General features: G+C 58.3%; 15 protein-coding genes and 2 pseudogenes. 7 read left to right on the plus strand and 10 right to left on the minus strand.

The genetic code is table 11. The features are described 5' to 3' along the window. Nucleotides 1-209, plus strand: a pseudogene (locus CKW18_RS29010) (IS4 family transposase); the annotation flags it as partial. A 213-nt stretch (nucleotides 210-422) separates the two neighbouring features. Further along, nucleotides 423-1,361, plus strand: a complete 939-nt coding sequence (gene pbpG, locus CKW18_RS29015) for a D-alanyl-D-alanine endopeptidase (protein WP_095191903.1) — start codon at nucleotides 423-425, stop codon at nucleotides 1,359-1,361. Between the two features lie 54 nt (nucleotides 1,362-1,415). Here pbpG and CKW18_RS29020 read toward each other — a convergent pair whose 3' ends face one another. The 3 genes from CKW18_RS29020 to CKW18_RS29030 all read right to left on the minus strand — a co-directional run bounded on the left by CKW18_RS29020 (nucleotide 1,416) and on the right by CKW18_RS29030 (nucleotide 2,598). After that, entirely contained in the window at nucleotides 1,416-1,619 is a 204-nt protein-coding gene (locus CKW18_RS29020) for a hypothetical protein (protein ID WP_095191904.1), read from the minus strand. 12 nt (nucleotides 1,620-1,631) lie between these two features. Further along, nucleotides 1,632-1,838: a DUF6021 family protein gene (locus CKW18_RS29025; RefSeq protein ID WP_095191905.1), complete on the minus strand. Its 207-nt coding sequence runs from the start codon at nucleotides 1,836-1,838 to the stop codon at nucleotides 1,632-1,634. Nucleotides 1,839-1,926: 88 nt separating this feature from the next. Beyond that, nucleotides 1,927-2,598, minus strand: coding sequence for a peptidase C39 family protein (locus CKW18_RS29030; RefSeq protein ID WP_095191906.1), 672 nt, complete (start codon nucleotides 2,596-2,598; stop codon nucleotides 1,927-1,929). 234 nt (nucleotides 2,599-2,832) lie between these two features. Here CKW18_RS29030 and CKW18_RS30750 point away from each other — a divergent pair, with 234 nt between their 5' ends. Next, nucleotides 2,833-3,000: a hypothetical protein gene (locus CKW18_RS30750; protein WP_170947347.1), complete on the plus strand. Its 168-nt coding sequence runs from the start codon at nucleotides 2,833-2,835 to the stop codon at nucleotides 2,998-3,000. An 83-nt stretch (nucleotides 3,001-3,083) separates the two neighbouring features. On the opposite strand, the gene CKW18_RS29040 is transcribed toward CKW18_RS30750, so the two are convergent. Next, nucleotides 3,084-3,833 carry a TerC family protein gene (locus CKW18_RS29040; protein WP_095191908.1) on the minus strand — a complete coding sequence of 250 codons (750 nt, stop codon included), beginning with the start codon at nucleotides 3,831-3,833 and terminating at the stop codon, nucleotides 3,084-3,086. Nucleotides 3,834-3,862: 29 nt separating this feature from the next. Further along, nucleotides 3,863-4,105 carry a hypothetical protein gene (locus tag CKW18_RS29045; RefSeq protein WP_095191909.1) on the minus strand — a complete coding sequence of 81 codons (243 nt, stop codon included), beginning with the start codon at nucleotides 4,103-4,105 and terminating at the stop codon, nucleotides 3,863-3,865. 265 nt (nucleotides 4,106-4,370) lie between these two features. On the opposite strand from CKW18_RS29045, the gene nhaR reads away from it, so the two are divergent. Beyond that, complete coding sequence (nhaR, locus tag CKW18_RS29050) at nucleotides 4,371-5,270, plus strand: transcriptional activator NhaR (protein WP_095191910.1); 900 nt, start codon at nucleotides 4,371-4,373, stop codon at nucleotides 5,268-5,270. On the opposite strand, the gene CKW18_RS29055 is transcribed toward nhaR, so the two are convergent. Beyond that, on the minus strand, nucleotides 5,265-6,428 hold the full coding sequence (locus CKW18_RS29055) for an MFS transporter (RefSeq protein ID WP_095191911.1): 1,164 nt from the start codon (nucleotides 6,426-6,428) through the stop codon (nucleotides 5,265-5,267). The two genes, nhaR and CKW18_RS29055, sit on opposite strands and share 6 nt — an antisense overlap. A 335-nt stretch (nucleotides 6,429-6,763) precedes the next feature. Between CKW18_RS29055 and sstT the strand changes: the two genes are divergently transcribed. Then, entirely contained in the window at nucleotides 6,764-7,996 is a 1,233-nt protein-coding gene (gene sstT / locus CKW18_RS29060) for a serine/threonine transporter SstT (RefSeq protein WP_095191912.1), read from the plus strand. A 162-nt stretch (nucleotides 7,997-8,158) separates the two neighbouring features. Here sstT and CKW18_RS29065 read toward each other — a convergent pair whose 3' ends face one another. Continuing rightward, a complete protein-coding gene (locus tag CKW18_RS29065) occupies nucleotides 8,159-8,668 on the minus strand; it encodes a DUF1993 family protein (RefSeq protein WP_095191913.1) in 510 nt (169 codons plus the stop codon). A 126-nt stretch (nucleotides 8,669-8,794) separates the two neighbouring features. On the opposite strand from CKW18_RS29065, the gene CKW18_RS29070 reads away from it, so the two are divergent. Continuing rightward, nucleotides 8,795-9,442: a YceH family protein gene (locus tag CKW18_RS29070; RefSeq protein ID WP_095191914.1), complete on the plus strand. Its 648-nt coding sequence runs from the start codon at nucleotides 8,795-8,797 to the stop codon at nucleotides 9,440-9,442. A 116-nt stretch (nucleotides 9,443-9,558) separates the two neighbouring features. Here CKW18_RS29070 and CKW18_RS29075 read toward each other — a convergent pair whose 3' ends face one another. After that, nucleotides 9,559-10,077, minus strand: a complete 519-nt coding sequence (locus tag CKW18_RS29075) for a cupin domain-containing protein (RefSeq protein ID WP_095191915.1) — start codon at nucleotides 10,075-10,077, stop codon at nucleotides 9,559-9,561. Between the two features lie 180 nt (nucleotides 10,078-10,257). Further along, entirely contained in the window at nucleotides 10,258-11,076 is an 819-nt protein-coding gene (locus tag CKW18_RS29080) for a shikimate 5-dehydrogenase (protein WP_095191916.1), read from the minus strand. Nucleotides 11,077-11,321: 245 nt separating this feature from the next. Here CKW18_RS29080 and CKW18_RS29085 point away from each other — a divergent pair, with 245 nt between their 5' ends. Then, nucleotides 11,322-11,681: a hypothetical protein gene (locus tag CKW18_RS29085; RefSeq protein WP_095191917.1), complete on the plus strand. Its 360-nt coding sequence runs from the start codon at nucleotides 11,322-11,324 to the stop codon at nucleotides 11,679-11,681. A gap of 37 nt (nucleotides 11,682-11,718) precedes the next feature. On the opposite strand, the pseudogene CKW18_RS29090 reads toward CKW18_RS29085, so the two are convergent. Then, nucleotides 11,719-11,886: pseudogene (locus CKW18_RS29090) on the minus strand (IS4 family transposase); the annotation flags it as partial.

The raw sequence follows: 11,886 nt of genomic DNA on the forward strand, positions 1-11,886 counted from the left end.
TCAAGCCGGCTTGCCAGTACATCGCCGTGCAGTTGATCGTGATGGCAGCGGCCAATCCTGTTTCAGCGACGGGTAGACGGTTGGCGGAACTTAGAAAAGGCGTTGGCGGGCTGTTTCTGGATCACCGCCCAAGGCCTTCGAGGCCAAGGACGGTGAAGATTTCAAAAACCCGGTTTCCGGTGGACCGTAAGGCTGCTCCGCTTAAGTGAACAGCATTACCGCCCTGTGCGGGGTTTTTTGTGCATGAGAAAAAACACTAACCGTTCGCCGGAAACCTCTCTTTTTACAGGCCTTTTCACGAGATTTTCAGGTCGTTCAAACAACCATCGACAGTTCTTCAGCCATACTCCTAAAATGCGACGCTTTTAAGAAATAACCCGTTACAAACTAACGGAATATCCAACCTTTATGAGTTCGCCCGCGTGAAAATTCGTCTTTCGATTCTGAGCCTGTTTTTTGCATTTGCAGGCACATGCATCACGCCAACAATCAACGCTGCGGAAACCACCGCTGCCCCTCGCGACGCTTCGTCACTGAAGATCGCTTCCGGCAGCGCACTGCTCATGGATATGCAGACCAACAAAGTCATCTATTCCAGTAACCCTGACGTGATCGTTCCGATCGCCTCCGTCAGCAAGCTGATGACCGGACTGGTAGTGGTAGAAGCCCGACAGAACATGGACGAATGGATCGATGTCGATATCAGCCACACGCCGGAAATGAAGGGCGTGTTCTCCCGAGTCAAACTCAAGAGTGAACTACCGCGTCGTGAGATGTTACTGATTGCCTTGATGTCCTCGGAAAACCGCGCGGCTGCCAGCCTCGCGCATCATTACCCGGGTGGCTACGCCGCGTTTATTGCGGCGATGAATGCCAAGGCAAAAGCACTGGGCATGACCAGCACTCACTTTGTCGAGCCGACCGGCCTGTCGCCGCGCAACGTTTCCACCGCGCGTGACTTGAGCAAATTGCTGATAGCGGCGCACAAGCAACCGCTGCTTGTTCAGTTGACCACTACCAAGGAAAAAACCGTAGCGTTCCGCAAACCCAACTACACCCTGGGTTTTCGTAACACCGACCATTTGGTGAACAAGGACAACTGGAACATCAAGATTACCAAGACCGGCTTCACCAATCAGGCCGGGCATTGTCTGGTGCTGGTGACGAGCATGGGCAATCGCCAGGTGGCGCTGGTGATTCTTGATGCATTCGGCAAATACACGCATTTTGCCGATGCCAGCCGTATCCGCAGTTGGGTTGAGACGGGCAAGAGCGCCAGCGTTCCAGCGGTAGCTCAACAATACAAGGCCGATAAAAACCTCAAGAGCCGCCAAAGTGGCGTGGTTGAAGCCTCCAAGTAAAATGTATAAAAACAAAAAGCCCCGAATCTTCGGGGCTTTTTTCATCTGGGCGCGTCAGTCGTTAGGCAACGGCATCTTGTCATCGTCAGGAATGCCATCGCCCCTGCTCGGATCCGGTGCCAGCCCAGGCGCCACCAAGGGCCGGGCCATTGGATCGCGCATCGGACTGTCCGGATCGAGCAACGGATCAACGTCCTCTTCAGGCGTCGTCGGCACGCTGTCAGGCTTTTGGTCATCGAAGCTTGAATCGGTACTCATACGCACCTCACATCAAGGTTTCAGATCGGCTAAAGGGTCGTAGGGTTTGCCCGGCTTCTTGTCGTCTTCACCGGGTTTCACATCTTTTGGCGCCTTGGCGGGGCCAATGGGATCGACTTGCGGATCGGCAACATCCGGCGAATCAGGGTCGAATCCCAGGTCATCGCCTGAGGAATGTTCGGAAGAATGCGGGCCTTGCGGGGATGGGGAATCTGTCATGTCGCCTCCTGATCACCCGTGAACAACGGGTTATAACTGTCAGAGGCTTGCCGGGCCCAGTCGTGCCCGGCAGATGACGAACGGAGAATCAGTGTGCAGCCAGCGCCTTGCGCGCCTGCGCGGCTTCCGGTTCCTGACCGGCCCGGGACAATTCATCAGCGGCCTTGAGCCAGCGTTGACGATCAACTGCCGCCGGAATCTGCGAAGGCTTCTGGATCAATATCGCCCAGCCGCCGGCCTTCTCGAGCGCCGATTCAAAGGCACTGAAGCTCATCAGCTCCCGACGGTTCATGCCGGCGCGCAGCAGCACCTTCTGTTTATTGCGGTCATAGCCGGAAAGAATCGCGTAGCGCGGCTCTGCCCAAAATGCCGAACCCTCGCTGAAACGCACCATCACCGGATAGCCCGCCGCGACTTGGGTCAGCAAGGCAGGCAGGTTGTTTTCCAATGGATACACGACCATCCCGTATTCCCGGGCAAGGTTCTGAATACTCTCTTGCAGCCTGTCCTCGGCACCCGGCAAATGCAGGGGTTTTTCCAGCAGCCCCGGCGTAATCACGATGCCTTGCTGCGACAACAGGCTGGCCAGCACTTGCGGCCCGGACTGATTGGCTTCACCCCGGTAGAACGTGCCGCTCAGCTCGACCCGCTCCGGCAGACGCTTGATCTCTGGCGCCACACTGCCAGCACAGCCGACCATCACGGCCACGCAACCCGCCACCAGCAGCGCCGCACGAATTCGAGAAAATACCTGCACCATTGTCACTCTCTGTTCAGACACCGGTCATCGTGTTCCGGCAAGGCTGACGATCATAGGACGGCACAGGGCTGCGGTATAGCCTTAAACCGCAGACACATCGATTGCATAGAGCGAACTGATTAGTCATCACCGACCTTTGGTCAATAAGCTGAAACACCGCATTGACTAGACTGTCACTGAGACAGAGTGAATTGAAAAAGTGAGTGCCCGATGCAGGGCAAAGAGGAGGCACTGATGAGCCTGACCATGACCATCGTAATGTTGATTGCCGGCTGGCTGGCCGTTGCTGCCGCCATGCTGTGGGGCGTGTTGCGGATTGCGCGACGTCATCACCCTACGGTTCAGTCTGCCGCGGTTGAAAAACCCGCGAAGCACCGCGTACGTCACGCGACTGCACATTGAACGCTGCGTGAAATAAAATCCGTGCAGAAACGAAAAAGGCCGCCTGAACCTCGTAGTTCAGGCGGCCTTTTGGCTTTCAGCGTTTACGCCTGTTCAGCCAGTTTCTTCTGCCGAGAGCGACGCGACATCATGTTCAGCACTTCAATCGCCGCCGAGAACGCCATCGCCGCATACACATAACCTTTCGGTACGTGGGCGCCGAAGCCTTCGGCGATCAGCGTCATGCCGATCATGATCAGGAAGCCCAGAGCCAGCATCACCACCGTCGGGTTGTCGTTGATGAACTTGGCCAGCGGATCAGCCGCAAACAACATCACCAGCACCGACACCACCACCGCAATGATCATGATCGGCAAATGTTCGGTCATGCCGACCGCCGTAATGATGCTGTCGATCGAGAACACCATGTCGAGCATCAGGATCTGGCCGATGGCAGCGGCAAAGCCCAGGGTCACCTTCGAGGTGGCCGACTTCGGATCTTCCGGCGCCGGATCCATGCTGTGGTGAATCTCGGTTGTGGCCTTCCAGACCAGGAACAGACCACCGACGATCAGGATCATGTCCTTCCAGGAGAAGGCGTGGCCGAGAATTTCGATCACAGGCGCGGTCAACTGCACGATGAAGGCGATGGTGCTCAGCAATGCCAGACGCAGAATCAGTGCCATGCCAATACCGATACGACGAGCCTTTTGCCGATGTTGCTCAGGCAGTTTGTTGGTCAGGATCGAGATGAAGATCAGGTTATCGATGCCGAGCACGATCTCCATGACCACCAGTGTGGCCAAAGCAACCCAGGCGGTGGGGCTGGCGGCGAGTTCTAACAGATATTCCATGGGTCAGTCCTGATTCTGTGTAAGACGATTTAGAGGGTCTTGGAGGAAGATTCGGATTTTTCCGCGCCTTCTTCCGGGGTTTCTTTTTTCTCGATCAGCCCGCCAGTGGCGTCGCTCAGCGCTTGTTCAGCGGCTTTTTGAGTATCGTCGATGGCTTGCTTGGCGCTTTCAGCAGCCTTGCCCATCAACTGCTGGGCGCTTTTTTCGGCCTGATCGCAACCGGCCAGAACCAGTAAAGACGTAAACATCAACGCAGGGAATGTGTATTTCATGAGATTTCCTTGGAATGAACAGACAGGGTCAAAGACCGGCCGTCGATGGCTGGGCATTCTAGGGAGGTAAACACTTCAGGAAAATTCGTATTTTTAGCGGCTATACTTCGGTTTTTACGAACCTGAACACATCACCTACTACCAACCCAAACACATTTCTACTGTAGGAGCTGCCGCAGGCTGCGATCTTTTGATCTTGTTTTTAACAATCAACATCAAAAGATCGCAGCCTGCGGCAGCTCCTACACAGGGGGGACGCGAGCCGATGCTCAATTACCGACAGCTGCATTACTTCTGGGTTGTAGCCAAGACTGGCAGCATCGTGCGCGCCTGCGAGCAACTGAACCTCACGCCACAGACCATCAGCGGGCAGATTTCCCTGCTCGAACAAACCTATGGCATCGAATTGTTCAGACGGGTTGGCCGGCAACTGGAGCTTACCGAAGCCGGGCGCCAGGCCCTGCCCTACGCCGAACAGATGTTTCAGCTCGGCGGCGAACTGGAGCTGATGCTACGCGCCCAGCCCAACGAACAACAGATCCTGTTCCGCGTCGGCGTTGCTGACGTCGTACCGAAATCCATCGTTTATCGCCTGATCGCACCGACCATGGAGCTCAACGAGCCACTGCGCATCACCTGTCGCGAAGACAAACTCGAACGCCTGCTGGCCGATCTGGCCATTCAGCGGCTGGATCTGGTGATCTCCGACAGCCCGATGCCGTCGCACCTCGACATCAAGGGCTATAGCCAGAAACTAGGGGAATGCGGGATCAGTTTTTTCGCCACCGCCGAACTGGCTGCGCGCTACGGGCAGGATTTTCCGCGCAGCCTGCACGGTGCTCCGCTGTTGATTCCCGGGGCGGAAACCGTGGTGCGCAGCCGCTTGCAGCGCTGGTTCGCCGAGCAGCAGATCCAGCCGCAAATCGTCGGCGAGTTCGATGACAGTGCCTTGATGCAGGCATTCGGCCAATCCGGCAGCGGGATTTTTATCGGCCCGAGCGTGATTGCCGAAGAGGTAACACGCCAGTACGGCGTCGAGTTGATTGGCCAGACTGACGCGGTGACCGAGTCGTTCTATGCCATTTCGGTGGAGCGCAAGGTCAAGCACCCCGGCATCGTTGCGATTACCGAAGGTGCCCGACGCGAGCTGTTTACGACCTTATGAAGCGTCTGCGCACATTTCGCGCGGCTTGAGCGTCATCAGCACCATGGCAAGGAACACCGACAGCAGAATGAACCCGGCAGCGGCGAAGCCGAGGAAGCCCAGACCCGCGCTGTCGATGACCCGGCCACCGATCATCGCACCCAGGCCAATGCCGAGGTTCGCCCCGGCAATATTCAGCGAGGCCGCAAAGGCTGGCGCTTCTGGCGCGGCTTTCATCAGGCGCACATGGCTGACCAGGAATAACGCGGCCTGAGTCACGCCCCAGATGCCCATCGCCACCGCCAGGCCCACGGTTGAATGAATGTTCGGCACCAGCGAGACCATGCCGGCAATCATGAACGCACAGAACAACACCGACGCCCCCAGCGGATGCCGATCCACCGCACGACCGCCCAACGAGTTGCCGAGCAAACCGACCGCGCCGAAGCCCATCAGGCACCAGCCAACTACGGTGCCGTTGAAACCGGCAAGGCGCTCAAGGATGTCGGCCAGATAGGTGTAGGCGGTAAACATGCCGCTGAACACCAGAATCGAAAGCACGATGTGCCCGATCATCAACGGGCTGCGCAGAATCTTGAACTGTGAGCGGAAGCTGACCTGATGCTGGTGCAGATCGGTTTTTGGCAGGTAGACAAACAGCAACAGTGCCTTGGCAAACGCGATAAACGCCAGAATGCCGAACGCACTGCGCCAGCCGAACGCGTCAGAAATCAGCGTGCCGACCGGGATGCCGAATACCGTAGCGCAAACAATGCCGAAGCCGATTTTGGCAATCGCGCGACCCGCATGGTCCGGGCCGACGATGTCCACGGCCGTCTCGCTGGCCAATGCCCAGAACACCGGCAGCCCAAGCGCCGGGATCAACCGGGCAATCGCCATCACCCAGATATTCGGCGCCAATGCCGCCACGGTATTGGCCAGGCCAAACATGATCAGGATGGTGATAAACAGTTTGCGCCGCTCGAAGCGGGCAAAATACGCGGTCAGGAACGGACCGAACATCGCCACGGTAAAGGCGAACAACGTCACCAGCAGACCGGCTTGCGGGATGGTGACCGCAAGGTCGCGGGCAATTGCCGGCAACAGGCCGACAATGACGAACTCCGTGGTCAGCACCGTGAAGCCGGCGGCAGACAACAGAAGGATGGGCAACAGCATGGGAAACTCCAGCAAAACGACGACACCAGCGATGACCGGAAGGCCCGCTGGCAGAACTTGAAAATGAGGATGGAGAATCTTAACAGAGTGTTTCCAGCCTGACTTGCACAAAACTGCCGACTTTGCGATCCATCCGGCGGCAGATCGTCACACGCCTGAAGGATAGAGCCTACGCTGTGATAAAGTCCGCGCCCTGAAAAATGTACAGCCTGTTCAACGTCGAGTTTATCGACGTTGACATACGCCAGCCCTTTCGGCTCGTGACGGTGGCCTGCCCCGATTCTGCCATCGCCGTCACGCAGCCTTGCACCCTATAAAAAATCAGAGATGCCGTTATGACCGCTTCTTCCCCTTCGCTGTTGCACCGCCTCAAGAACCTGAGCCTGGTCACGCAGATCCTGATCGGCCTGATTGCCGGTATCGCCCTGGCGATGTTTGCCCCGGACGCGGCGAAAGCCAGCGCATTTATCGGCAAAGTGTTCGTTTCGGCGCTGAAAGCCGTGGCACCGATTCTGGTGTTCGTGCTGGTAATGGCCTCGATTGCCAATCACAAGCATGGTCAGGAAACTCACATTCGACCGATTCTGTTTCTGTATCTGCTGGGCACGTTCGCCGCAGCGGTTGTCGCAGTGGTTGCCAGCATGGCGTTTCCGTCGCACCTGGTGCTGTCCACCGACAACATTGCGGTGACCGCACCGGGTGGCATCACTGAAGTGTTGCAAAGCCTGTTGCTAAGCGTGGTCGACAACCCGGTGACCGCGCTGATGAACGCCAACTTCATCGGCATTCTGGCGTGGGCCATCGGCATGGGCGTTGCGATTCGCCATGCCGGCGATACCACGCGCGAAGTGGTAGGCGACCTGTCCAACGGTGTCACGCTGATCGTGCGCGTGGTGATTCGCTTCGCACCGCTGGGCATTTTCGGTCTGGTGGCTTCGACCCTGGCGACTTCCGGTTTTGGCGCGCTGATCGGCTATGCGCACCTGCTGGCCGTGCTGCTGGGCTGCATGCTGTTCGTGGCGCTGGTGATGAACCCGCTGATCGTGTTCTGGAAGCTGCGTCGCAACCCGTACCCGCTGACCCTGAAGTGCCTGCGTGAAAGCGGTATTACTGCATTTTTCACCCGCAGTTCGGCAGCGAACATTCCGGTCAACCTGGAACTGAGCAAGCGTCTGGGCCTGCATGAAGACACTTATTCGGTGTCGATCCCGCTGGGCGCGACCATCAACATGGCCGGCGCGGCGATCACCATCACCGTACTGACCCTAGCGGCGGTGCACACCCTGGGCATTGCCGTGGATATTCCGACCGCGATCCTGCTCAGCCTCGTTGCGGCGATCTGCGCGTGCGGTGCATCGGGTGTGGCCGGAGGTTCGCTGTTGCTGATTCCGCTGGCGTGCAGCCTGTTTGGTATTCCGAGCGAGATTGCCATGCAGGTGGTGGCGGTCGGTTTCATTATTGGTGTGCTGCAGGATTCGGCAGAAACCGCGCTGAATTCGTCCACTGATGTTTTGTTCACCGCAGCAGCCTGTCTGGGTGAGGAAGAAAAGGCCCAACGCGCCGCATAACCGCCTGCCCCGGTGGGAGCGAGCCTGCTCGCGAAGGGGGCGGATCAGTGGACATCGATGTCGCCTGACACACCGTATTCGCGAGCAGGCTCGCTCCCACAATGAAAAATAAAAAGCCCGCCAAGGCGCAAACCTTGTCGGGCTTTTTTGTTGCCGGGTGTTTTAGAACGCGCCCATGTAATCGCGTTTGCCCACTTCAACACCGTTATGACGCAACAGCGCATAAGTCGTGGTGACGTGGAAGAAGAACTGCGGCAGACCGTAAGTCAGCAGATACGCCTGACCGCTGAAGCGCTTCTCTTTCGGCGTGCCCGGACGGGTAACGATTTCGATGCCTTCCTTGCCATTGATCTGCTCAGGCTTGATCTCGCCGATGAATGCCAGAACCTTGGCGATCAGGGCTTGGAGCTCAGCGAAGGTGGTTTCAGTGTCGTCATATTTCGGAATCTCGACTTCCGCCAGACGCGCGGAAACGCCTTTGGCGAAATCCACGGCGATCTGCACCTGACGCACCAGCGGGAACATGTCCGGGTACAGGCGCGCTTGCAGGAAGGCGTTCGGGTCGATGTTTTTCTCGGTGGCGTGGGCTTCAGCCTTTTTCAGGACATCGCTCAGGGCGTTGAGCATTTGTTGAAAAACCGGGACGGATGCGGCGTAAAGGGAAATGGTCATGGCAGTCTCGTGGTAGTGGCTGGGTGGAACGTGGGGGCGATTATAGCCATGCTTGATGACCACACGGCTTGCCTTTTGTTTGGCAAGGATTAGGCTAGGCGCCTTCGACTGCTGAGGGAACGCGCGATGACCACTGAACAAGAATCCACCTTCGACGAGCCACGGCTCAACACCACGGAAATCCGCATCCTAGGCTCGCTGATCGAGAAACAGGCGACCAGCCCGGAAACCTATCCGTTGACCCTCAACGCACTGGTCACCGCCTGCAATCAAAAAACCAGCCGCGAACCGGTAATGAACCTGACCCAGGGTCAGGTCGGCCAGAGCCTGCGTGCACTGGAAGGTCGCGGTTTTACCAAGCTGGTCATGGGTAGTCGCGCCGACCGCTGGGAGCACAAGGTCGACAAGGCGCTGGAACTGGTGCCGGCGCAGGTGATTCTGACGGGATTGATGTTTCTGCGCGGCCCACAAACGATCAACGAACTGCTGACCCGCAGCGGGCGCATGCATGACTTCGAAGATGCCGAGCAGGTGATGCATCAGCTGGAGCGCCTGATTGCGCGCGGGCTGGCGGTGCTGATTCCGCGTCAGGCCGGGCAGCGCGAGGATCGTTACACCCACGCGCTGGGTGATCCGGCAGATATCGAGGCGATTCTGGCGGCGCGGCAGCATCCAGGCGAACGCGCTGCGGGTGGCGCAGTTTCTGTGGAGCGCATCGAAGATCTGGAGGCGCGGATTGCGGCGCTGGAAGAGCGTCTGGCGCGCCTCGAATAACCCCCCGTACTGTTTGTAGTAGCGAGCCTGCTCGCGATAGCGGTGTGTCAGTCACATCTTATTTGAATGACACACCGCTATCGCGAGCAGGCTCACTCCTACAAGGGGTCTATGCACTATTCACCATCCCAGTAATCAACCCCGTCCGCCTGCCGCGCCACCGCGACAAAGCCTGACGCATTGCCCTGGGCATCCACCTTGAAGTTGTCCATCACCGCGTATTTGTTCGAATCCGGGTATTCGCAGATGTCCGGCTGCTGCTGGGTGCTGACCGCCAGATAGCGCAATTCTGCGGCGCTGGTATTGATGATCTGATGCGCCTTTTCCGGGCCGCCCGCCGGGCAGGCAATCACATCGCCGGCGCGGATCGGGAAACGCTCGGCGCCCAGACGCACCTCGCCCTCCCCGGCCACTACGTAAAACATCTCTTCATTGACCCGATGACTGTGAAACGGACTGCCGCGCATCCCCGGCGGCAGTGCGTACAACCGATAACCGAGTTTCTGCGCGCCAAGCTGCTGGCCGATCCGGGCCGTGCGCTGCTGATAACGCGCGGCGGTTTCACCTTCGGGAGACAAGGCTTCGGGCAGGGGTTCGAGTTCGACCTGGTGCAGGTTGAGGATGGGCGGATGCATGCTGAACCTCGGTTTTTTTGTGGGTGGGCAAGTCTGTGCTTGCTGGTCGGGCAGTATAGGCAATGGACACCGTGGCGCGGCCATCGCGAGCAGGCTCCCCCCTACAGGGGAATGCATTTCAATGTGGGAGCGAGCCTGCTCGCGAATAGGCCCACACAGTCACCGCAAAATCTTGGCTGATCAGCTGCGGGCAAACGCCACCGCCGCCTGAAACTGCTCCTCGGTCGGCCGCACGCCGGTGTACAGCACAAACTGCTCCAGCGCCTGGATCGCGATCACTTCCAGCCCGGTAATCACTCGCTTGCCTTCGGCCCGACCGCGCACGATCAGGGGCGTTTCCGAAGGAATCGCAACGACATCAAACACCGTCTCAGCCGCTTGTATCACCTCAGGCTCGAACGCCAGTTGCCCCGCCTCCGGGCCGCCGTCCATGCCCACTGGCGTCACGTTGATCAGCATCTGCGGGCGCTCATCGCCCAGTTCAGCCTGCCAGCGATACCCCAGCGAATCCGCCAGCGCACGTCCGGCGCGCTCGTTGCGGGCCACAATCAAGCCGTTTTTATAGCCACCATCGCGCAAGGCACTGGCCACCGCTTTGGCCATGCCGCCGCTGCCACGCAGGGCGAAGGTCGATTCCTTGGGCACTGCGTGGGTTTTCAGCAGTTGCTCGATGGCGATGTAATCAGTGTTGTAAGCCTTGAGATGGCCGTCGGTATTGACGATGGTGTTGATCGACTGGATCGCTGCCGCCGACGCATCCAGCTCATCGACCAGCGCAATGCAGTCTTCCTTGAACGGCATCGACACACCGCAACCACGAATGCCCAACGCCCGGATCCCGCCGACGGCGCCGTTCAGGTCCTGGCTGCGGAAGGCCTTGTAGTAGAAATTCAGGCCCAATTGCTCATACAAATGGTTATGAAAACGCAGACCGAAATTCCCTGGGCGCCCTGAAAGGGACATGCACAGCTGGGTGTCTTTGTTGGGGTTCATCTGCATGAAACTTCTCCTTCAAACGCACTTTCGGATGGACGGGATTAGCCATGCCATCGGGTTCTGTTCGATCATATCGCCGGTCTGCACCCGGCCTTGGCGAGCCTGTAAAGATGGCGGTACAGACCTTACACAAAATTTACCCAGCCGCCGTGCTGTTTTTCAAAATGTTGCTGTCTTAGAAGTATCCCCGCGACAACTGTGGGCCTGGTGCAGGCCCGAACGCCGGGTCGAAGAACCGAGGAACTATCATGATTCGTAAACTCCCCATTATGGCCTTACTGGTTGGCGCACTCGCTGTCACAGGCCAGGCAGAAGCCGGTGGTGGCCATGGCTGGCAAGGCCCTGCGGTGTTTGGCGCGATCGTCGGCTCGGCCATCATCGGCTCGGCGCTGATCAACCAGGACCGGCCGGTGTACGTGCAGCAACAGCCGGTTTACGTTCAACCGCAACCGGTCTACGTGCAGCAACCGCCGCCACCGGTCTACTACCAGCCGGCACCGGTGTATGTGCAACAACCGGTCTATGTTCAGCCGGCCCCTGTTTACTACGGCCCGCCTCGCGGCTATTACGGTCGACCCCATGGCTACTACGGCGGCCCACGCTGGTAACCGAAAGACAGAGCCCCGCTATTGAGCGTAATGCTGTTCACTTAAGCGGAGCAGCCTTGCGATCCACCGGAAACCGGTTTTTTGGGATCTTCACCGTCCTTGGCCTCGAAGGCCTTGGACGGTGATCCAGAAACAGCCCGCCAACGCCTTTTCTAAGTTCCGCCAACCGTCTACCCGTCGCTGAAACAGGATTGGCCGCTGCCAT

The organism is Pseudomonas sp. Irchel 3E19 (genome assembly GCF_900187585.1).
Taxonomy (GTDB): domain Bacteria; phylum Pseudomonadota; class Gammaproteobacteria; order Pseudomonadales; family Pseudomonadaceae; genus Aquipseudomonas; species Aquipseudomonas baetica.

Excerpts from the sequence above, each read along its gene's own strand:
- CKW18_RS29025 (WP_095191905.1), bottom strand. The coding sequence starts at position 1,838 with ATGACAGATTCCCCATCCCCGCAAGGCCCGCATTCTTCCGAACATTCC.
- nhaR (WP_095191910.1), top strand. The coding sequence starts at position 4,371 with ATGCTCAATTACCGACAGCTGCATTACTTCTGGGTTGTAGCCAAGACT.
- CKW18_RS29055 (WP_095191911.1), bottom strand. The coding sequence starts at position 6,428 with ATGCTGTTGCCCATCCTTCTGTTGTCTGCCGCCGGCTTCACGGTGCTG.
- CKW18_RS29020 (WP_095191904.1), bottom strand. The coding sequence starts at position 1,619 with ATGAGTACCGATTCAAGCTTCGATGACCAAAAGCCTGACAGCGTGCCG.
- CKW18_RS30750 (WP_170947347.1), top strand. The coding sequence starts at position 2,833 with ATGAGCCTGACCATGACCATCGTAATGTTGATTGCCGGCTGGCTGGCC.
- CKW18_RS29030 (WP_095191906.1), bottom strand. The coding sequence starts at position 2,598 with ATGGTGCAGGTATTTTCTCGAATTCGTGCGGCGCTGCTGGTGGCGGGT.
- CKW18_RS29045 (WP_095191909.1), bottom strand. The coding sequence starts at position 4,105 with ATGAAATACACATTCCCTGCGTTGATGTTTACGTCTTTACTGGTTCTG.
- CKW18_RS29080 (WP_095191916.1), bottom strand. The coding sequence starts at position 11,076 with ATGCAGATGAACCCCAACAAAGACACCCAGCTGTGCATGTCCCTTTCA.
- CKW18_RS29075 (WP_095191915.1), bottom strand. The coding sequence starts at position 10,077 with ATGCATCCGCCCATCCTCAACCTGCACCAGGTCGAACTCGAACCCCTG.
- sstT (WP_095191912.1), top strand. The coding sequence starts at position 6,764 with ATGACCGCTTCTTCCCCTTCGCTGTTGCACCGCCTCAAGAACCTGAGC.
- CKW18_RS29070 (WP_095191914.1), top strand. The coding sequence starts at position 8,795 with ATGACCACTGAACAAGAATCCACCTTCGACGAGCCACGGCTCAACACC.
- CKW18_RS29085 (WP_095191917.1), top strand. The coding sequence starts at position 11,322 with ATGATTCGTAAACTCCCCATTATGGCCTTACTGGTTGGCGCACTCGCT.
- CKW18_RS29040 (WP_095191908.1), bottom strand. The coding sequence starts at position 3,833 with ATGGAATATCTGTTAGAACTCGCCGCCAGCCCCACCGCCTGGGTTGCT.
- CKW18_RS29065 (WP_095191913.1), bottom strand. The coding sequence starts at position 8,668 with ATGACCATTTCCCTTTACGCCGCATCCGTCCCGGTTTTTCAACAAATG.